Genomic DNA, 20,954 nt, shown 5'->3' with positions numbered 1-20,954 from the left:
ACATGACAGTTAAAGGCTTTACCACCAGCGAATTTGGTCAACTCAACAGCTTTGCGATTGAACCCAAGGTATATGTAGATCAAACCCCAAGAACAGGTTTTACAGAATACGCAGAAAAGCTGAATGGACGTTTAGCTATGATTGGTTTTATTTCACTCATAGCTGTAGAAGCGATTACAGGAAATGGCTTGATTGGATGGTTAACAAACCTGTAAATTATTTTTCAGTCAACCAATACAACATTAAAAAGGGGAAACTATGAAAACTGATTTTGATTTTCCTAAAAAAGACTTAATTAGTCCAGTTGTGTTTCGTCCTAACTTCAATAACTTTGAAACAGTTAATGTCAACCAAGCCTGGTCATTGTTTTTTAGTGTAGGACAAGACGACAAAGGACTAGGACAAGAAACTGAACTAGGCAGATTTTTCACAAATGCTTTAATTGCAGTAGGAGTAACGGGAACTCTTTGGTCAACCTTTTTTAATAACTTGGGATAAGAAGTTGGCTGCAAAATATAAACTGAATATTTCCCTAAGAAGTCTTTGTTGTTACAACTCAGACTTCTTTTAATTTTCATATTTACAAATTTGTCTAAATCCACAATATAGCAATTTCTATTTAAGTAAGGTACAAGTGTTAATAATTAAACGAAGATGGACGCAGATATAGCTTGCTTCCCGCAGGGTACGCAGATAATTTTGTACTTCCTTAGACTAGGAAATGCTATATCAAAAATTAAGTTTGACAAGCTGTCTTTTGACTAAGTGGTTTATTTAACTCAAAATAGCTATTCATAATATCAACATTAATAGCCCTTCACACTAGAAAAGTAACTAAATTCCTTTATTCATAGAACCAAGCATGAAACAGCAATTATTATTGACATCTACCACAATGGCAGGAATTATCCTGGCTGGGAATTTCTGTTGCGTTACCAAAACTGTAGCTCAAACGAGTAACAACCAAGAAGTAACCATTAATTTTCAAGGAAGAGTGGGTAAACAACCTTTTGAATGTGGTAAAACCTATACCTTAGGTAAACCAGCCACAAAAGTTACTGCCGATGATTTCCGTTTTTATGTATCTGAGATTGCCTTAATTGATAATAATGGTAAATTTATACCTGTGAATTTAACACAGGATGGAAAATGGCAATATCAAAATGTTGCTCTCTTAGACTTTGAAAATAAATCCGGTGGTTGTGCTAACGGTACTCTCGAAACACGCAATCAAATTGTTGGGACAATACCCAAAGGTAATTATCAAGGCTTACAATTTACTTTAGGTGTTCCTGTCAATCTCAATCATGCTGATTCTGTCATTGCACCATCACCATTAAATCTCACTTCTTTATGGTGGAATTGGCTTTTTGGTTATAAATTTGCTCGTTTGGATTGGAAAACCCAAACTGATAATTCTCAGGTAAAGCATGGTGAAAAAAGTGAAAAAGCTCAGGGTTTCCCAATTCATTTAGGTAGCACTGGTTGTCAAGCAATTGAGGGAAGTCAAAAACCATCAACTTGTAGTAATTTGAATACTGCAAAAGTCATTTTTACTAAGTTTAATGTTGATAAAGATGTCGTAATTGCTGATATTGCAGCCTTAATAGGAAATACAAATTTAACAGTTAACAAAAAAAATACACCTCCTGGTTGTATGTCATCTCCAGATGATATTGACTGCAATGTGATTATGACTAATTTCGGTCTACCTTTTAATGGTAAACCTGCTACTAAACAGAAATTTTTTAGAGTTGAATGAAATTATCTCGCTGGTTCACATTGCTAACAGTTTGTCTGTTCTCAGTTTGTTTATCAATGGGACTGAGTACAGCTATTTCTGCATCTTCAACTTCAGAATATAATTGGAATATTCCTGTCTGGATGCCTAAACCAATTGTACCAGCTGATAACCTGATGAATTCCCAAAAAGTTGAATTGGGAAGACATCTTTTTTATGAACAACGTTTATCAATTACAGGTGAATTTTCCTGTGCTTCTTGTCATCTGCAAAAATTGGCTTTTACTGATGGGGAAACAATAGCAGTGGGAGCAACTGGGGAAAAACATCCTCGTAACTCCATGAGTCTTGCTAATATTGCCTACAACCCTGTATTAACTTGGGCTAACCCTTTAATGACAAAGTTAGAAAATCAAGCATTAGTGCCAATATTTGGGGAACATCCAGTGGAAATGGGGATGGTAGGAAGGGAAAAACAAATATTAGCAATGTTGCAAGATGACAGGAAATATCGACAGATGTTTACAGATGCTTTTGAAAATGATAAAAATCCTATTAATCTCAGCAATTTAACTAAAGCGTTAGCAACTTTTGAACGCACTTTTATTTCTGTAAATTCTCCCTATGATAAATATCGCTTTGGTGGTGATGCTAATGCCATTTCTCCAGCAGCAAAACGAGGTGAGAAACTATTTAATAGCGAAAATTTAGAATGTTTTCACTGTCATGGAGGAATTAATTTTACAGATTCAGTCATGCACGAAAAATTAGCCTTTCAAGAAATTGCTTTTCACAATACTGGTCTTTATAATATTGATGGTAAAGGTTCTTATCCAGCAAATAATACTGGTGTTTATGAAATAACTTCTAAACCAACAGATATGGGTCGTTTTAAAGCTCCTACTTTGCGAAATATTGCCCTCACTGCACCCTATATGCACGATGGGAGTATAGCGACTCTGGAGGAAGTGATTGACCATTATCAAGCAGGTGGCAGAACTATCAATACAGGCGAGTTTACCGGAATTGGCAGTAAAAATCCTTTCAAAAGTGAGTTTATTAGTGGGTTTCAATTAAGTGAAAGTGAAAAACAGGATTTACTGGCATTTTTGCAAAGTCTGACCGATGAAGATTTTGTTGAAAACCCAGCTTTTAGTAATCCCTACGAAGACAAACTAACAGAATAATTATCAATATTGAACGGTAATCTTTTGTAATTGCAGTTCAATTCAGCAAGACTTAAATAAAATTATCCTGCCACTACCATTGACAACCAACGAAAATTATTGTATGTTTATTTTCGATATCGGTTTTAATGGAAAACCCATTAAACGCAAGGGGGAAAGTTTGGTGTAAATCCAACGCTGTCCCGCAGCTGTAATGAGGCTTATGTCTCTGAGTCAGAATGCCCGCCGAGAGTGAAACCAACCATATCCATCTGCGTGGTACAGATGAATAAATCCATGAATATTTCCATCAAAATTAATCATTTTAGCTTCAGAGATTCTCTACAGATTGTGTATTACTCTGAGGATATTAATAGTCGATTGAGTTTTTTGCAACCTTGTATCCAAGAAGACGGAAAGCGTAGATGACTGAGGCTTACTGCTATCTTCAATAGATTTTTCCAAATTTCAAATAGACATAGCAGTTTTCAATTGAATCAAATATACCAATTGATATCAGCCCTTTTTTAACTTGGGAAGGAATGATTTCAAACATTATTTGTTTGCAGGAGAGGTTGCTGCTGTAGCAACTTTTATATCTGCGTTTCTAGCTGATTATTACACATTTTTCAATCAATGCTCAATCAAAAACATACTCTATTTGTCTGCACGACTTGTGGTGGTAAGTGGCAAGACGGGAAGCAGGTTGGTGAAAGTAAAGGTGAACAACTACTACAACAGCTTCAAGAACTTGCAAAAGATAGCGAAATGCAAAATCAATTCTGCATTCAGGGGGTTGAATGTATGAGTGCTTGCAGTCATTCTTGTGTAATTGCTTTTACAGCGGCAGGAAAATCAACCTATCTGTTTGGTGATTTATCCGTAGATGGTAGTGCATCTGCGATACTAGAATGTGCAAGATTATACTGTGCTAAAGCGGATGGTTTATTACTTTGGTCAGAACGACCAGAAGCCTTGAAAAAAGGTATTTTAGCGAAAATTCCTGCGTTAAATAAGTGGGCAAACTTAAACGCCAATTGTTGTTAATTGTTCACTATATATCAGTATAAAAAGTATGTTGCTCTTGGTGACTAGTTAAATTGATGCCAAGCCACTATTGCAATTTTATACCACCTGCGCGACAATGATTATGATTCTCATTTCATGCAGTGCGGCTTCTTTCTTTATTGTCGCAGTCTTTTTTGAGCTTGTAATTGAGTGAGTTACCGTGCTGGGTAATAAAAAAGACTGCAACTTTTACCTTGTCCCAATTTTTAGTTATCCAGGTGTTTAGATCAAAAATGTCTACTAATTTAGTTGCGAAACTGGGAATTCAAATTATTGCGTCTAGTGCGACCTTGGGAATGTGGTGTGAGAATTGCAAAGTTCTAGGAGTAGAAATTACTCAAAATACACCAGCAGATACTGAAGAAAAAGAAGCTGATATTGAAATAAATGTTATTGAGAAGCTATTAAATGAACCTGTTTTTTCACCCTTTCGTCAGGAAGGAACAGTCAAAGATTCTACCCGGCCAATTTATGTAATTACGGGTGAAGAAATGGAAGCGCAAGGTGCGAGAACCGTGAGAGAAGCGCTTAAATTTCTGCCTGGTATATTAGGTGATGGTACAGTAGGAACAGAAGTTAATGCTTTAAGTGGTCAATTTATCCGTGGTTCTAATACCGGTCAAGTATTAATATTACTTGATGGTAGACCAATTAATAATGTGGGAGGTGGTGGTTTTGATCTTTCCGAATTTACAACTAATAATATTCAAAGAGTTGAAGTATTACCGGGAGGAGGTTCAACTCTTTATGGTTCTGATGCAATTGGGGGAGTAATTAATATTATCACCCGTCGTCCTACAGAGAAAATTACCACAGAGGCAAAAGTCAATTTTGGTGCTTATGGACTCAATCAACAGAGTATTCAAAATAGCGGTAAAAAGGGTGATATTTCTTGGGTTGTAGGTTATAACCGTACTCAAGCTGAAAATAATTATCCTTTTTCTATTCCTGAAGCTAATTTTTCGGGAACTCGAAAAAATAATGATGCACTTTATAACAATTTTAATGTCAAATTAGAAGCAAATTTAGGAAAACGAAATACACTCAGTTTCTCGACTTTATACTTAAATAAAGAACAAGGAACACCAGGAGGAGTGCCAATTCCTTTTCCTGTCAATGGACAAGGTTTTTTAAATTCGCTTACTGATAAAAATCGCAAATACACAGATCAAGTTTTAACGGATTTAACCTGGAATTCAAAATTAGGAGGTGGAGATGATTCTTTATTAACAGCAAGAGTTTATGGTGATTTTTTGAACACTCGTTTTGATCCTAGTGGTTCAAGTCGCTTTGAGACTAATCAAACTTCCTACGGAATTCAAACTACGCATAGTTGGAATTTTGCTAAAAATCAAAGTTTAGTTTATGGCTTTGATTATCGCACTGTAAGTGTTCGGAATACTTCCTTTAGCTATTCTACTAATATAGAAACATTGAACTATGACAATGATATTAATCAAGGAGCATTATTTGCCAAATATGAAGTAGCATTAATCCCTAATTTGACTGTTAATTTAGGTTTACGTCAAGATTTTAGTAGCTTGATAAATGCTTCTGTTACATCTCCATCTGTAGGAACAAAATTTGCTATTTTCGACTCAACAACCTTAAGAGCAAATTACATCAAAAATTTCCGAGTTCCTACTATTGCTAACTTATTTAATGTAAATCCTAGCAATATTGGCAACCCAGAACTTAAACCAGAAAGAGGTGATAGTTTTGATATTGGCATTGACCAAAAACTTGGTAATATTGGTTTACTAAGATTAACCTTTTTCAAAAATAGTGTATCAGATACAATTGCCTTTAAGCGACTGACACCACCAGTAAATGTTAATACAGGAACTTGGGAAAATATCGGACTGGTAGAAACTACAGGAATTGAGGCTAGTTTGAATTTGCAACTTGCCAAAAATATTTATACTTTTGTTAATTACACGGCGAATGATCCGCGTATTTTGAAAAGTTCTAATCCGGCGGAAATTGACAAAGAATTACGCTTTGCTGGTGCAGATAAATTAAATTTGGGAGTTTCTTATGAAAATCCTCAAGGTTTGTATTTGGGTTTATTAATGAATTCCTTAAATGGATATCCTACTAATAATACAAATACAGAATTTTTATCTGGATATACATCTTTTGATTTTAAACTGCGTGTACCTTTAAGTGATAAACTTGTAGTTACAGGTAGTGTAGAAAATCTTTTTAATCAGCGTTATCAGTTGTTTCCTGGTTTTCCTGACGGAGGTAGAGGTTTTCAAGTTGGTTTGAGTGCTACTTTTTAATATTAGGAAGGTGTTGTATGGCTGATTTTAATTGTTGGGTAACACCAGTAAATGAAAAAACAATTGAAGCAACGGGGAATAATTGGCAAATTGAATATGAGTTTTTTGATTGTCAAGGTGATGTCCTTGCTTGTTTAGCTTATACTTTATTTCAGGAAAATTGGCATCAAGTCGGTTTGGGACATTTGGAACAAGGTAGTGTTTTAGAGTTGGAGTTTCACGAAGCACCTAAGAAATGTGTTCTCTATGATGGATATTTAACTGTAATTACTAGAGATTGGCATTTTCATTTATGTATTGAGGAAACGTTAGGTGGTCCTAATGCTGAAACTTATATGGAAGTAAGACAGCAACGTTTGATTAGTAAGGGTGCATTTTATCGCCGGATAAATCCTGAAGGAGAACCCAGAAATTGGGGTATTCAATTTTGGAATGGTGCTGGTGAAAAAGCCATGACGATATTTTTACCTAATCCCTATGTAGAGGATGAAAATCTGCTTCCTGAAGGTAAGGCTGATTTTAAAAAGTTAGCTTTTTATCAGGAACTTAGAGATATTTATGTCTTAGGTAAACAGCCAATTCCTTTTACTAAAAATCCTTTCAAATGTGCCTATATTGCAGTTTGTACTTCTGGACGTTGTTATCCTTCTCGAAAATGGCAACCTACTTTTGATGCGTTAAAAGCTGCTGTTGAAAAAGCGGAATTAGATTTGGAAGTGAGAACAAGTGGTTGTTTACAAGTTTGTAAGTTAGGGCCTGTTGTTTATCATTCTACCGATAGAACTTGGTACAGTCGTGTTAAGCCTGAGGTTGCGGAAAGAATTGTACAGGAACATTTGGTTGAGGGGAATAAGGTTGTTGAATATATATATCCTTAGTTTGTATTTGGGTAGGGTTATTTTTTCACGCAGAAGCGCAGAGGGAAATATGGAAGATGGTTTTTAAGAAGTCTCAGGTTATTATTTTTCTATGTCAGTTGTTTTTAGTTGCTGTTTTGGTTGTTTCTTGTCAAGGTTCTCAGAATAGTCTGGTTGTTAGTTCTGCTAATAATGGTTGTGTTCAAAGCTATGATCCTAATGTTGATTATTTTCCCAACAAGCTGAAGGTTACTCATGCTATCGGCTTTGCAGTTGAATATTATAAAAACTACAAAGTCGTGACGATTAAAAATCCTTGGAAAGATGCTAAAACAGGTTTTAAATATGTTTTGGTTCAATGCGGTACACCGACACCAGCAGGGTTTGAGAAATCCCAAATATTTACTACACCTGTAAATTCAGTGATTTCTCTTTCTACAACTCATTTACCACATTTTTCTAAGTTAGATATTGTTGATAAGTTAATCGGTGTTAGTGATATTAAGCAAGTAACTACACCAGAATTTATTGACAGAATCAAGGCTGGTAAGGTGCTATCGGTGGGGAATAATTCTACTGTGAATGTGGAGAAAGTTTTAGAACTTAATCCTGAGTTAGTTACTACTTTTGGGACTGGAAATCAACAAACTGATAGTTTTCCTAAGTTGTTGGAAGCTGGGTTAAAGGTGGCGATAAATGCTGAATATATGGAAGATACTCCACTGGGGAGAAGTGAATGGTTAAAATTTACTGCTTTATTTTTTAATAAGGAGGAAGAGGCGGAAAAAATATTTGCTGCAATTGCTAAGAAATACGAAGATATTGCTGTTAAAGCTAAAGCTGTTAAAAATCGTCCAACTGTGTTTGTTGGCTTCAATTTTAAGGGAACTTGGTATACACCAGGTGGTAATAGTTATGTGGCTAAATATCTAGCTGACGCAGGTGCAAATTATCTTTGGAGTGAGGATAAATCTTCTGGTAGTTTACCTATATCTTTTGAAGCTGTTTTTGAACGTGCTGCTAATGCTGATTATTGGTTAAATCTTAGACAATCTTGGCAAACTTTAAAAGATGTCATTATTGAAGATCATCGCTATGGTGATTTTAAAGCTTTTAAAAAAGCCAATCTTTATAATAATAATGCTCGCTTTAATGTTAACGGTGGTAATGATTATTGGCAAAGTGGTATTAGTAATCCAGATGTAGTTTTATCGGATTTAATAAAAATATTTAATCCAGAAATTTTAGAAAGTCATCAATTATTTTATTATCGGAAACTTAGTCAATAATGTTAACCGCAAAATCTCAAATTTCAAATTCTTTATTACACCAAAAACCTGCGACTCGAATTAAGGCTCTAGTTTTTTCAATTTTACTAATAGGTTTAGTTTTGGCATTTTTACTAGATTTAGCTTTAGGTGCAGTTGAGATTCCTATTAATCAGGTAATTACAATTTTACTCGGACAAGAAGCAGAAAAAACAACATGGACAAATATTATTTTCAAGTTTCGCTTACCTAAAGCCTTAACTGCAACTTTAGCTGGTGCAGCTTTAGGGGTAAGTGGCTTGCAAATGCAAACTCTATTTAAAAATCCTTTAGCAGGGCCATTTGTATTAGGAATTAGTTCCGGTGCAAGTTTAGGAGTTGCTTTAGTTCTACTAACAGCAAGTGTGACTGCACCAACATTATTAAATAATTTGGGAATCCTTGGTGATTTTAGCTTAGTTATAGCTGCAAGTTTTGGGGCAGCTTTGGTTTTAGGGTTGATGTTAGTTGTTTCTCGTCGTGTGCAAGATACAATGACATTGTTAATTTTAGGTTTATTATTTGGATACGCGACAGGTGCAATGGTAAGCATTCTGTTACAATTTAGCTCAAAAGAACGGATTCAAAGTTATATAATGTGGACTTTTGGCAGTTTTACTGGGGTAACTTGGCAACAATTAGCTATTTTAACTCCAGTTATCTGTTTAGGTTTATTAATAGCGGTGCTGCAATCCAAATCTCTGAATGCACTTTTATTAGGTGAATCCTATGCACGCAGTTTAGGGTTGACAGTGCAGAAAACTAGATTTTCTGTGATTAGCAGTGCTTCAATATTAGCAGGCGCAATTACTGCTTTTTGTGGACCGATAGCATTTTTAGGTGTGGCGATTCCCCATCTTTGTCGGAGTCTTTTTAATACTTCAGATCATCGGATATTAATTCCTAGTGTTATCATTATGGGGGCAATTTTAGCTTTATTTGCTGATTTGTTTTCCCAACTTTTAATCAGTCAGATGGTTTTACCTCTAAATGCTATTACTGCTTTGATAGGAACTCCTGTTGTTACTTGGGTGATTCTGCGGCGTAATTCTAAGAAGGCTTTTTAAACGCAGAGGTACACGGAGGTAGGCGCGGAGGTACGCAGAGTGTTTATAAGTTTAATCCGCTAGGCATTATGAGTAACTCAATTCTGACAATTCACAATTTGACTATTGGTTATAAGACTGCTCAGAAAACTATTCGGAATGTGGCAGCGAATATTTCTACATCTTTGCAAGCTGGGGAGTTGGTTTGTTTACTAGGTGCTAATGGTGCTGGTAAGTCTACTTTATTAAGAACTTTGGCGGGAATGCAACCACCAATTGCTGGGGAAGTTAAACTTTTAGATGATGATATTTATAAGTTACCACCACAGGAATTAGCAAAACGGTTAAGTTTGGTATTGACTGAAAAAATTGATGTGGGAATGTTATCAGCTTATGCTTTGGTGAGTATGGGCAGATATCCTTATACTGACTGGTGGGGAAAGTTATCATCTGAAGATGAAAATATTATTAATTGGGCGATAAAATCTGTGGGGGCGGTGAATTTACCCCAACGTAATGTTAGTGAATTAAGTGATGGTGAACGACAAAAGATTATGATTGCTCGTGCGTTAGCCCAGTCACCTATGGTGATGTTATTGGATGAACCTACAGCTTTTTTAGATTTACCACGCCGGGTAGAAATTATGCAATTGTTGCGTCAGTTAGCACGAGATACAAATCAAGCTATTTTGCTTTCTACCCATGATTTAGATTTAGCTTTGCGCCTTGCTGATAAAATTTGGCTGTTAGGAAATCATGGTATTTTACACGTTGGCTCACCGGAAGATTTGATATTAAATGGTATATTTGCTGATACTTTCCGTAGTGAAGGTGTGGAATTTGATATGTTTTCTGGGGAATTTCATCTGCATACACCATATAAAGGGGAAATTAATTTAAGAGGTGAAGGTATTGCTGCTATTTGGACAATTCGTGCTTTAAAAAGAGTTGGATTTGTTGTTATACAAGATGATCAGTCTACACAAGTTACGGTAGATGTGATATCTGCGTCTGAAGGAGTTTTTTGGCGAGTTAGAAATAGTCAGGCTGTGTCTACACATCATTCGTTGTATGAAGTGATTAAATTTTTGGATTTTTTATAAAAGCGATCGCTCATAATGCCGTGTTATCCTTGACTGATAAGAATATTTTTATAATCATGTCACAATTAGAACGACTACAAAAAATGGCAGAAGATGAGCTAACCGAGTACAGCACTGATGCCCGGAAGATGGAAAAATTACGCCGTAAGATAGGTTTATCCGTATCTTTGGCGGAACAGCGACAAATTAAAGAAGCATTATTAGCTACAATGGAATCTAGCACAATTGCTGGAATAGTAGAAGACCAAAGACAAACGGTAGCTTTGCCTTTTTGGGGAATTGCGGGCTTGGGGTTGTTATTTGGAATTTCTCTCAATCAGCCCATAGCCTTGTTAGCGGCTGTAGCTGGTACTGTTGCAGCTTATAGAATTCAAAAATGGGGTTGGCAATTACAAGCAAAGCGTCTATTGTTACGCACATTAGAAGATATTGAAGCACGTATCGCTCAACCAAATAAGTAATTTTTTCTAGCTTTATGTATAAACTAAACTAAAAATGCAGGATCAAGAACCTGCTCAATACTGAAAGGACACTCATTAGGAAAAGTTTCTACTGATTTGTGAGTCTCCTTTGCAGCATCTCGCGCCGCGCGGCGATAATATTTCTCTATCCACTCCCAGTCTTTAAGCAAACGTTGCAAACTAGGAGTATCTTCTAAGCAATCTTGAATTTTGTCTCGACAGTTTGAGATTGTATTGTCCCAACCTTTAGTTCTGAGTTCTGGTTGATACTGGCATTTGAGTAAGTGCATCAAAAGCACTTGTAGGTAACTTCCCAGTTCTTTTTGTTCACTACGACCCAAAGCCTCGATTTCCTCCACCAAGTTTTCAATATCTAATTCAGCCCAGCGCCCCTTTTTTAGACTCTCAGCTTGTTGTTGTGTCCATAGGATAAAGTCCTCATTGTAGAGGATTTCTCGACTCATCAATGGTTTCTCCCCTTTGCTTCCAGCAACATCTTTCATATTTTCGCTTAATCTGATACTGCTGTGCAATTGTCCCGATTTAACTTGTCAGCTTAGTTGGTAATATAGATTACTAAAATAATATCTAGAGAAGGTTCCTTACATTGATAAACTAACAATTATTGCTGGTGTGTGATTGGTTATTACTAAAAAACCATTGAAGGAGATAGAGATGATGACAAAGTATGATAAAATCTTCAATTCAAAAGAAACCTCAGAAGAATCACTGAGTCCTGAAGAAGCGGTAGCGGCTATCGCTGTGATTACGGCAATAGTCGATTCTTCCCTGGAAGACTTGGATACAGAGAGTTTGATTGATATTCTGTGGGAATTTGAGGTTTTTGATGAATACTCAGAAGAGGAAATGACAGAGATAGTTGATAGACTAGTAGCGATCGCACAAGATGAAGGATTAGGCCCACTGTTTAACACTGCATACGCAAGCCTCTCAGACGAAATCGTACTAGATGGCTTTGCGGCTGGGGTAATCATGCTTTTAGACGACGAAGACTTGACTATCCCCGCACAAAAACAATCTTATATCAAACAGCTACAGCAAGCTTTAGAACTAGAAGACGAAGAAGCAGGGGAAATTATTAAAGAAGTCATAGCTGCAATTGAAGAAGCAGAAAATGATGAATATGCAGCAGAAGAATCCGAAGCAGTAATATTTAATGACCTTGGTCAGCAGATATATAAATCACCTTTAGATAATTTTACAGTTCCCATTCCAGTTAACCCAGAACAGGGTGGAAGAATTCAAAGTCAAGAAGGAATAGTCGGTTTTTCGGATGATATTGGTACTTTGCTCAGAATTGATTATTATCCTCTCCCTCCAGAATATTTAGAGGAAATGGAATTTCAAGGGCAAGAAAAATATTTCCACTCAATTATCATCGAAAAATATGTGCCTCAGGCAATATTTGCCAATGTCCAAGGTGCAGAAATTAAATACGCAGAATATCTAGAAGATATTTTAAATGGATATTACTATGTATTAGTTGATATGCCTAAAGGCTCAACAATCTCCAAGCAAGGAAATAACGGAAATGCGATTAGATTAGATGCCTATAGAGGATTGCTGGCGTTTATTAATGGGGAATTTTTTTATATAGTTAGTAGTCAGCGCAGCTTTTTTGAAGGTAATATTCCCGGTTCTATTAAAAAAGAAGCTGAAGAAATTAAGCAGCATATTTTAGAGTTTGTAGAGACGATGGAGTTTAGCTAAATAGGAACTTTTAGAGTCGTAATTTAGAGGATGTTTGTCAAGTTCACCAATATCAATTACCATTACTTCAAAACATCTCTCAAAATACCGGGCAACTGGAATAATACCAATGATTAACCCCTACGACTTTGAAGATGATGACTTCGACATTGAAAATGAGGATTTATTTCCCATGAATCCCGTCAGCAAAATGACCGAAGGCGAGAAGCTACAGCGCTTTAAACGCTTTTTTGACAGCAGTACCCGCTCTATGTTACAAGACTGTCTTTTTCGGATTGTCAATTATGAAGATGGTACCGGAATTTTAGAAATACTTTGTCCAAATGAAATTGTCCGTCAACGTCTATCCAAAAAGAAGCGGAAAATTACAAATAACATTAATGGTTGCTGGAGTCAGATCAGGTGGTTTTCCTTATGTATCCAGGAGAATGGACAGTTAGATTGTCAAACTTTTAACCGTAATGGCGATCGCTTTTGAAACCTTGACGCGATATAGATTTCAGGGTTAATAAACAATAGCTAATTAGTCTTTAATGTGCCAGTTGCGTAAGTCCCGAAATTTTGTTGCAAGATTCAACACTTCTGATTGTGGATAGACTTTAATTTTATGTAGTTTGTTTTTGCACAGCTTTACGTAAACCATTAACTGTGGTTTTGAGTGTGATAGAGGTTTAGATACTAGTATTAATTGTAAAAGCAAAAGCGGTCAGATTGACCGTGTTATTATGTAGACTGGATAGTGCCAACACTTCCGGGATGAAACAGGAAGAGAAACGGACAATTGCTAGTTTTTTTGTATCAGAGAAAATTATGTCTACCAATCCACAAAACCTAATTGTCACAAAATCCACACAAGTCAAAGCTGATTTTGGATACGTTCCTATTGATCAAATTTACACCTACACCTACGATGCCAATGGCAATCAGACTTCACAAACATCTGATTACAATGCTGATGGCACAATCGACTCTATCACCACCTACACTTACGATGCTAATGGCAATCAGACTTCAGTCAACTCTGACACCAATGCTGATGGCACAATCGACTCTACCTACACCTCTACCTACGATATCAATGGCAACCTGACATCACAAATATCTGATTACAATGCTGATGGCATAGCAGACTTCATCTACACCTCCACCTACAATGCCAATGGCAATCAGACTTCACAAACATCTGATTACAATGGTGATGGTATGCCAGATTTCATCAGTACCTTCATTTATAATGCCAATGGCAACCTGACTTCACAAATATCTGATTACAATGCTGATGGCACGCCGGATTATATCACTACCTACACCTACGATGCCAATGGCAATCAGACTTCACAAACATCTGACTACAATGGTGATGGCACGCCGGATTCTACCAGTACCTACACTTATAATGCCAATGGCAACCTAACTTCACAAACATCTGATTACAATGGTGATGGCACGCCAGATTTTATCGACACCTACACCTACGATAGCAATGGCAACCTGACTTCAGTAAACTCTGACACCAATGGTGATGGCACGCCGGATTCTACCAGCACCTTCACTTATAATGCCAATGGCAACCTAACTTCACAAACATCTGACACCAATGGTGATGGCACGCCGGATTCTACCAGCACCTTCACTTATAATGCCAATGGCAATCTGACTTCACAAACATCTGATTACAATGGTGATGGCACGCCAGATTTTATCGACACCTACACCTACGATGCCAATGGCAACCTGACTTCACAAACATCTGATTACAATGGTGATGGCACGCCAGATTTTATCAGCACCTACACCTATAATGGCAATACCAAGAGCAATCTGGCTTCACAAACCTATGACTACAATGGCGATGGCACGGTAGATTATATCACCACCTACACCTACGATGCCAATGGCAATCAGACTTCAGTAAACTCTGACACCAATGCTGATGGCACGGTAGATTATACCGATACTTACACCTATGATGGCAATGGCAACCTGATTTCACAAATATCTGACTACAATGCTGATGGCACGCCAGATTATATCTACACTTCTACTTACGATGCCAATGGCAACCTAACTTCAGAAAGCTATGATTACAACGGTAACATCATTCCTGAATACAGATATCTCTATGATGTGAATGGCAATGTCACCAAACTGCTTAACAGTGTAGTGGAAACAACCCAATTCATCATCGGTACTAATCGCAAAGATTCGTTATTCGGTTCTGATGGCATTGATAATATTTCTGGTGGTAATGGCAAAGATAGACTGTTTGGCTTAAAGGGTAATGACATTCTCAATGGTGATAATGGTGTTGATCTCCTAGTGGGTGGTGCAGGGGCTGATGTCCTCACAGGTGGGAAGGGTGCAGACAAATTCCGCTACAAAAATTTAAGCGATTCCCTGTTAAGCAGTTACGACAAGATCACCGACTTTAAGATTGGTAAAGATAGAATTGATGGTATTAATACCGTTTCTAAACGGAATGTGTTTGATGGAGGTACGGTTAAAAGCTTGATTGATACTGATATTCAAGCAGTGTTAACTAATAGTTATTTTGCGGCTAATGGTGCAGCTACTTTTACTTTGGGTAGTGGTGCAACTCAACAGACATTTGTAGCACTTAATGATGACATTGCTGGCTTCTCTGCTGCTACCGACTCCATTATTGAGATTACTGGTTTTAGGGGTAATTTGAATAATCTAAGAATAATCTAGTAATTTTGTAATTGGACTTAATCTGTTTGTTCTGAGCAATGTTGGCTTGCTCAGAACAATGAGCGCACTAATTATTCAATTTCCGATATGGATTTTTATAACCTGAAAAATGCCTAAAAAACAAAAATTTCCCTATTTACTCGGTTCTAAGTGGACAGCACAACAAAAAATTGATGGGTGGCGACATTTTCAAGTTGTTAACCGGAAAAATCAGGGTAAGTGGGTATATGCAGAAATGGTGGCTGCTTGTGATCCTCAAGTCCGCTTTTGGTTGAATGCGAAATTGTTACAAGATAATTCCCAGTGGCACGCCGGTTGGCAATCATTGCAGGAAATCAATGCTGTTGAAAAAAATTAAGATTAAATTAATATTTATATATCAAATTTATGGGTGACATGATTTAATTAGTTTTTACATAATAAATTTTTTAATTTAATAATTATTTACAACTAACAATTCTTAGCCCTAGCCAGCAGAAGGCATTTTTCATCCAATTAAATCATCCCATATTGAGTAAATTGCCTGAAAGCATCTATTTATATACTCTCTAAAATTCTTGGGTATAGCCAGCCGTAAGGATTGTTATGTTTTTAGTCTTAACTGATAATAATTCTTTTTTGACGAGAAAACAAGCCTATCTGCTTGATAACAAGCTGTAAATAAATGACTAGAATTGTTTGTAAACAGTTATAAACAGAGAATTTATTTTTTTTGTTTTTTGTAACTATTTTATTAATTATTTTTTATAAATTAATTTAATAGAATTTTTGAGAATTTTTTTGAGCTTTATAAGCCTAATTGATGATTTAAAGTATTTATTTATCTAAATTACGCCCTCTAAAGCCAAATTTCAAATTTACAGCCTCTTTCTTTTCTAGGAAATTTGCACAATAATGACACTCACACACCTCACACGTCGCTAATACAGGCTAGGTGAAGGCTGCAAGTTTGAAAAGAAACTATTAAAGAGGCAATCAAAAGTGAAATTAGCAGTATACGGAAAAGGTGGAATTGGCAAATCAACAACTAGCTGTAACATCTCAGTTGCCCTAGCCAAACGCGGTAAAAAAGTACTACAAATTGGCTGTGACCCTAAACATGACAGCACTTTCACACTTACCGGGTTTCTGATTCCTACAATTATTGACACTCTGCAAGAAAAGGATTACCACTACGAAGATGTTTGGCCTGAAGATGTAATTTACAAAGGCTATGGTGGTGTAGATTGCGTAGAGGCTGGTGGGCCTCCTGCTGGTGCAGGTTGCGGTGGATATGTAGTAGGTGAAACTGTAAAACTACTTAAAGAACTCAATGCTTTTGATGAGTACGATGTAATTTTATTTGACGTACTTGGTGACGTTGTGTGTGGTGGCTTTGCAGCACCACTCAACTATGCCGATTATTGCCTGATTGTTACTGATAATGGCTTTGATGCCTTGTTTGCTGCTAACCGAATTGCAGCTTCAGTTCGTGAAAAAGCACGGACTCACCCACTGCGTTTAGCTGGGTTAATTGGTAATCGCACTGTCAAGCGCGACTTGATTGAGAAATATATCGAAGCAGTACCAATGCCAGTTTTAGAGGTATTACCTCTGATTGAAGATATCCGTGTTTCCCGCGTCAAAGGTAAAACACTGTTTGAAATGGCAGAGTCAGATCCTTCACTGGAATACGTTTGCGACTATTACCTTAGCATCGCTGACCAAATCTTGGCACGTCCTGAAGGTGTTGTTCCTAACGATGCTCCAGATAGAGAACTTTTCTCTTTGTTGTCAGATTTTTATCTAAATCCGAGTAAACCACAAGCCACTAATGCAGAAGAGGAATTAGACTTGATGATTGTATAAAACATTTTACCTCGTCAGGATGGGGGGAGACTATGGCATTCTTTAATAGCTTTACGGACTCAATCAAGCAAAAGTGGTTGCAATTCTTTCAGGTGAACCGCGATTGGATTACCCTGCAAATGGCAATAGAATCGGTTTATACCCCCGATGGAGGGAAGCGACCATCTTCGTACCTCATCCTGGGAGTGGTAAATGCGCTAGAACCCAAACTAGCCCAGCTAATGTTTCCTTTTGCTAAATTAAATCCAGATGCTGATACTCTGATTGAAGTATTGGATTTGCATTTTGACCCAGATATTGTCCTCGGAAACCGTTTGAGTCCGACAACAGAACCAAAAAGATACTTGGACGTTTCTGAAGACATCCCTGAAGTGCTAGAAGATATTGCTGAAGATGTTCTGGAAGAGGAACCATCAGCAAGCACTGATGTAAGTGATCTTGGGGGAGAGGGGATTGATCAAGAATTCACAATGATCGATGTCACTCAAGTCAACTGGGACGAAAGCAATTCACTGGTAGATGACAATGCTTTCGATGAGATTTCTTTAGCCGGTGAAAGCATCCTAGAAGAGTCCGAACCAGCCTCCAGTGTAGAAACAGTGGATGAGTTTAGTGGCATTTCCTTTGAGTCTATGACTTTAACGGAAGACAACAACGCGTCTGCATTAGGTGATTTAAATCTATCTGATGACAATGAGTTTGATGATCTAGGTCAACCTGAAGAGAGCGCATTTCGTGATGTGTTGTCTGATGTCTGGGGTGATGAAAAATCCCTGCCAGAGGGTGAAGAAAATAATGACCTTTTGGGTGAAGAACTGCCATCAGAGGTTTTTGATGAATCAGAAATGGCTCGTCTCTTCCCCAATAATTAATTGTTGAAAGCAGGTGATAGGGGACAGGTGACAGGTGATAGGGAAGAAAGTAGAGGGGAATGAATAACCCAATCACCAATCACCAATCACCAATCACCAATATCCAATCATCTGCTTTACAAGCTTTAAAAATTAAGGGGAGAATATTAATATGACTGTTGCTCAACAGCCAGAAGCTTTAAATTTTGAATGTGAAACTGGAAATTATCACACTTTTTGCCCTATTAGCTGCGTTGCGTGGTTATATCAAAAAATTGAAGATAGCTTCTTTTTGGTGATTGGGACAAAAACCTGCGGTTACTTTCTGCAAAATGCAATGGGAGTGATGATTTTTGCTGAACCCCGCTATGCAATGGCAGAGTTGGAAGAAGGGGATATTTCGGCACAATTGAACGATTATGAAGAATTAAAACGATTGTGTGAGCAAATTAAGCGCGATCGCAATCCTAGTGTAATTGTCTGGATTGGTACTTGCACCACAGAAATTATTAAAACCGACTTGGAAGGTTTAGCACCCAAGTTAGAAGCTGATTTAGGTATTCCCATTGTTGTCGCCCGTGCTAACGGACTCGACTACGCATTCACCCAAGGAGAGGACACTGTATTAGCCGCTATGGCTCATCGTTGTCCTGAAAAGTCTCCTGTATCGGAAACTGAAAAAGGCGAGCGCAACGCCATTCAGAAGCTGATGAATTTCGGTAAGAAAAAAGAAGATATCGCCCAAGATGAATCTGAGTATGTAGATCATCCACCTTTGGTGCTATTTGGTTCTTTACCTGACCCCGTAGTGACTCAGTTAACCTTGGAATTGAAAAAACAAGGGATTAAAGTTTCTGGTTGGCTACCCGCAAAACGGTTTACAGAATTACCTGTGATTGAAGAAGGGTATTATGTCGCGGGTGTTAATCCTTTCCTCAGCCGCACCGCTACAACCTTAATGCGTCGCCGCAAGTGTAAGCTGATTGGCGCACCATTCCCCATTGGCCCCGACGGAACCCGCGCTTGGATTGAAAAAATCTGCTCTGTGTTTGGAATTACACCCAAGGGTTTAGATGAACGGGAAGCGCAGATATGGGCTGGTGTAGAAGATTATGTGAAATTAATTCGTGGTAAATCTGTGTTTTTGATGGGTGATAACCTGTTGGAAATTTCTATGGCGCGGTTTTTGATTCGCTGTGGAATGACTGTTCAGGAAATCGGTATTCCTTACATGGATAAACGCTATCAAGCTGCTGAGTTGGCTTTGTTAGAAAAAACTTGTCAGGAAATGAATTCACCTTTACCAACTATTGTTGAGAAGCCTGATAATTACAATCAACTGCAACGGATTTATGAGTTGAAACCTGATTTGGTAATTACTGGTATGGCTCATGCTAATCCATTAGAAGCACGAGGTATTAATACTAAGTGGTCTGTGGAGTTTACCTTTGCTCAAATTCACGGTTTTGGTAATACCCGTGACATTTTGGAATTGGTAACTCGTCCTTTAAGAAGGAATAATAATTTGAAGGATTTGGGTTGGGATAAGTTGGTGAGAGAAGAAGCGAAGATTTAAGTTTTTTCGGCAATTTTAAGGGCGGACTTTTTAGTTCGTCCTTTTTTTTTGCACGCAGAGACGCAGAGGCGCGGAGAGAGGAGGAATGTTATAATTGGTAAGTTATGCTTTTGATTGAGTGGATAGAGCTATATGAACCATCAACTATATGAACAAGATTTTAATCTTTGGAGAGAAACTATCATTACGCAAATCAAAGAAAAACATTTTAATGATATTGATTGGGAACATTTATTATTAGAATTAGAAGATATGGGGAAATCAGAAAAACGGTCATTTTTGAGTAACTTAACAATTTTAATTGCCCACTTACTCAAATTAACTGTTCAATTTGATGCTCCTGAAATGATGAAAGGAAGTTGGTACAGTTCTATTACTGAACATCGGTTTAGAATTAAAAAAGATTTACAAGAAAATCCTTCTTTTAAAAATTATTTTCATGAAGTATTTTTTATAGCTTATGCTGATGCTAGAAAACTGGCGATCAAAGAAAGCAAAAATGCTAAATTGGGAGTGAGAAAACCAGATGAAGCAGAATATCCTCTTGATTTACCTTTTACTTTAGAGCAGTTATTAGATGATGATTTTTATGGAGATATGAACGGGGCTAAATGATACCAATTTTATCGGAGTTTGCAATTTATTTATGTGTTACAAGTAAGGAATAAAATATATGAAAGCTAGTAAGGATTCAGGTCATACCAAAATCTCTACAACCTTTTTCTGATAATGGTTTCCGGGGATTAGGCATAAATTTATATTCTCAACAAGATTTGTGTAACGCATATATTTTCGTTCCTTGTTGCGACTAAAGGTAGGTTAATAAACAAAATTCAATTTTGAAACTGCCTCTGTGACTGGGTTTCAAACACCTGAATCCTTACGAAAGCTATAAAAATGTGGTCTTATTTGGTTGTTTACTTAGTGTTGTTTGGTGGTGTTAATGTTGTAATTTTACCTGCAAAAGCTGAGGAAGTGTGTAAAGTAACTGACCCTACAGGTACTCCTTTGAATGTAAGAGATGTCCCTAATGGTAAAATTATAAATCAATTGAAAAATGGCAAGGAAGTTTACATCTTGGAAATTGCCTATGATAATAAAGGAAAACCTTGGGCAAAAATCTCTGGTTATCACAATGATAAATATAGGGTTTGGGGTTGGGTATTTAGAGAATTTATCAGTTGCTACAATCGCTAATTAAA

Annotated in this window: 21 protein-coding genes and 1 riboswitch; of the genes, 20 read left to right on the top strand and 1 reads right to left on the bottom strand. The window is 37.1% G+C overall.

The window, feature by feature from the left end:
- Positions 1 to 2 precede the first annotated feature (2 nt).
- The 11 genes from AC012T_RS20590 (at position 3) to AC012T_RS20540 (ending at position 11,034) form a co-directional block, all read left to right on the top strand.
- Complete coding sequence (locus AC012T_RS20590) at positions 3 to 215, top strand: high light inducible protein (RefSeq protein ID WP_487060578.1); 213 nt, start codon at positions 3 to 5, stop codon at positions 213 to 215.
- 43 nt (positions 216 to 258) lie between these two features.
- Positions 259 to 498, top strand: coding sequence for a hypothetical protein (locus tag AC012T_RS20585; RefSeq protein WP_487060577.1), 240 nt, complete (start codon positions 259 to 261; stop codon positions 496 to 498).
- Between the two features lie 364 nt (positions 499 to 862).
- A complete protein-coding gene (locus AC012T_RS20580; RefSeq protein WP_487060576.1) occupies positions 863 to 1,762 on the top strand; it encodes an MbnP family copper-binding protein in 900 nt (299 codons plus the stop codon).
- Entirely contained in the window at positions 1,759 to 2,928 is a 1,170-nt protein-coding gene (locus AC012T_RS20575) for an MbnH family di-heme enzyme (protein ID WP_487060575.1), read from the top strand. Before AC012T_RS20580 ends, AC012T_RS20575 begins: the two co-directional genes overlap by 4 nt.
- A gap of 103 nt (positions 2,929 to 3,031) precedes the next feature.
- Positions 3,032 to 3,172: riboswitch (cobalamin riboswitch) on the top strand.
- 371 nt (positions 3,173 to 3,543) lie between these two features.
- Complete coding sequence (locus tag AC012T_RS20570; protein WP_487060574.1) at positions 3,544 to 3,954, top strand: DUF1636 family protein; 411 nt, start codon at positions 3,544 to 3,546, stop codon at positions 3,952 to 3,954.
- 254 nt (positions 3,955 to 4,208) lie between these two features.
- On the top strand, positions 4,209 to 6,260 hold the full coding sequence (locus AC012T_RS20565) for a TonB-dependent receptor (protein WP_487060573.1): 2,052 nt from the start codon (positions 4,209 to 4,211) through the stop codon (positions 6,258 to 6,260).
- Between the two features lie 17 nt (positions 6,261 to 6,277).
- A complete protein-coding gene (locus AC012T_RS20560) occupies positions 6,278 to 7,138 on the top strand; it encodes a (2Fe-2S) ferredoxin domain-containing protein (protein WP_487060572.1) in 861 nt (286 codons plus the stop codon).
- A 56-nt stretch (positions 7,139 to 7,194) separates the two neighbouring features.
- Complete coding sequence (locus tag AC012T_RS20555; RefSeq protein ID WP_487060571.1) at positions 7,195 to 8,406, top strand: ABC transporter substrate-binding protein; 1,212 nt, start codon at positions 7,195 to 7,197, stop codon at positions 8,404 to 8,406.
- Positions 8,406 to 9,491, top strand: a complete 1,086-nt coding sequence (locus AC012T_RS20550) for an iron chelate uptake ABC transporter family permease subunit (protein ID WP_487060570.1) — start codon at positions 8,406 to 8,408, stop codon at positions 9,489 to 9,491. The genes AC012T_RS20555 and AC012T_RS20550 overlap by 1 nt, the downstream gene beginning before the upstream one ends.
- A 68-nt stretch (positions 9,492 to 9,559) precedes the next feature.
- Positions 9,560 to 10,573, top strand: coding sequence for an ABC transporter ATP-binding protein (locus AC012T_RS20545; RefSeq protein WP_487060569.1), 1,014 nt, complete (start codon positions 9,560 to 9,562; stop codon positions 10,571 to 10,573).
- Positions 10,574 to 10,629: 56 nt separating this feature from the next.
- Entirely contained in the window at positions 10,630 to 11,034 is a 405-nt protein-coding gene (locus AC012T_RS20540; protein ID WP_487060568.1) for a hypothetical protein, read from the top strand.
- A 23-nt stretch (positions 11,035 to 11,057) separates the two neighbouring features.
- On the opposite strand, the gene AC012T_RS20535 is transcribed toward AC012T_RS20540, so the two are convergent.
- Entirely contained in the window at positions 11,058 to 11,498 is a 441-nt protein-coding gene (locus AC012T_RS20535) for a DUF29 domain-containing protein (protein WP_487066684.1), read from the bottom strand.
- 214 nt (positions 11,499 to 11,712) lie between these two features.
- Here AC012T_RS20535 and AC012T_RS20530 point away from each other — a divergent pair, with 214 nt between their 5' ends.
- The 9 genes from AC012T_RS20530 to AC012T_RS20490 all read left to right on the top strand — a co-directional run bounded on the left by AC012T_RS20530 (position 11,713) and on the right by AC012T_RS20490 (position 20,949).
- Positions 11,713 to 12,765: a tellurite resistance TerB family protein gene (locus AC012T_RS20530; RefSeq protein WP_487066682.1), complete on the top strand. Its 1,053-nt coding sequence runs from the start codon at positions 11,713 to 11,715 to the stop codon at positions 12,763 to 12,765.
- 109 nt (positions 12,766 to 12,874) lie between these two features.
- Positions 12,875 to 13,243 (top strand): hypothetical protein, encoded by a 369-nt coding sequence (locus AC012T_RS20525; protein ID WP_487060567.1) that lies wholly within the window; start codon positions 12,875 to 12,877, stop codon positions 13,241 to 13,243.
- Positions 13,244 to 13,575: 332 nt separating this feature from the next.
- Positions 13,576 to 15,477 carry a bluetail domain-containing putative surface protein gene (locus AC012T_RS20520; protein ID WP_487060566.1) on the top strand — a complete coding sequence of 634 codons (1,902 nt, stop codon included), beginning with the start codon at positions 13,576 to 13,578 and terminating at the stop codon, positions 15,475 to 15,477.
- A 109-nt stretch (positions 15,478 to 15,586) separates the two neighbouring features.
- On the top strand, positions 15,587 to 15,835 hold the full coding sequence (locus AC012T_RS20515) for a TIGR02450 family Trp-rich protein (protein WP_015216057.1): 249 nt from the start codon (positions 15,587 to 15,589) through the stop codon (positions 15,833 to 15,835).
- A 623-nt stretch (positions 15,836 to 16,458) separates the two neighbouring features.
- The gene (gene bchL, locus AC012T_RS20510) at positions 16,459 to 17,325 is read left to right on the top strand and encodes a ferredoxin:protochlorophyllide reductase (ATP-dependent) iron-sulfur ATP-binding protein (RefSeq protein WP_071191546.1); all 867 of its coding nucleotides are present in this window, start codon (positions 16,459 to 16,461) and stop codon (positions 17,323 to 17,325) included.
- Positions 17,326 to 17,357: 32 nt separating this feature from the next.
- The gene (locus AC012T_RS20505; RefSeq protein WP_487060565.1) at positions 17,358 to 18,197 is read left to right on the top strand and encodes a DUF5331 domain-containing protein; all 840 of its coding nucleotides are present in this window, start codon (positions 17,358 to 17,360) and stop codon (positions 18,195 to 18,197) included.
- Positions 18,198 to 18,348: 151 nt separating this feature from the next.
- The gene (locus tag AC012T_RS20500; protein ID WP_487060564.1) at positions 18,349 to 19,752 is read left to right on the top strand and encodes a ferredoxin:protochlorophyllide reductase (ATP-dependent) subunit N; all 1,404 of its coding nucleotides are present in this window, start codon (positions 18,349 to 18,351) and stop codon (positions 19,750 to 19,752) included.
- A gap of 132 nt (positions 19,753 to 19,884) precedes the next feature.
- Positions 19,885 to 20,367, top strand: a complete 483-nt coding sequence (locus AC012T_RS20495) for a DUF29 domain-containing protein (protein ID WP_487060563.1) — start codon at positions 19,885 to 19,887, stop codon at positions 20,365 to 20,367.
- Positions 20,368 to 20,649: 282 nt separating this feature from the next.
- Positions 20,650 to 20,949 (top strand): SH3 domain-containing protein, encoded by a 300-nt coding sequence (locus AC012T_RS20490; RefSeq protein WP_487060562.1) that lies wholly within the window; start codon positions 20,650 to 20,652, stop codon positions 20,947 to 20,949.
- The last annotated feature ends 5 nt before the right edge of the window (positions 20,950 to 20,954 follow it).

It is taken from the genome of Anabaena sp. EIM26 (genome assembly GCF_057568715.1).
Note: the sequence above shows the minus strand (reverse complement) of the source record. Positions and strands in the feature narration are given on the sequence as shown.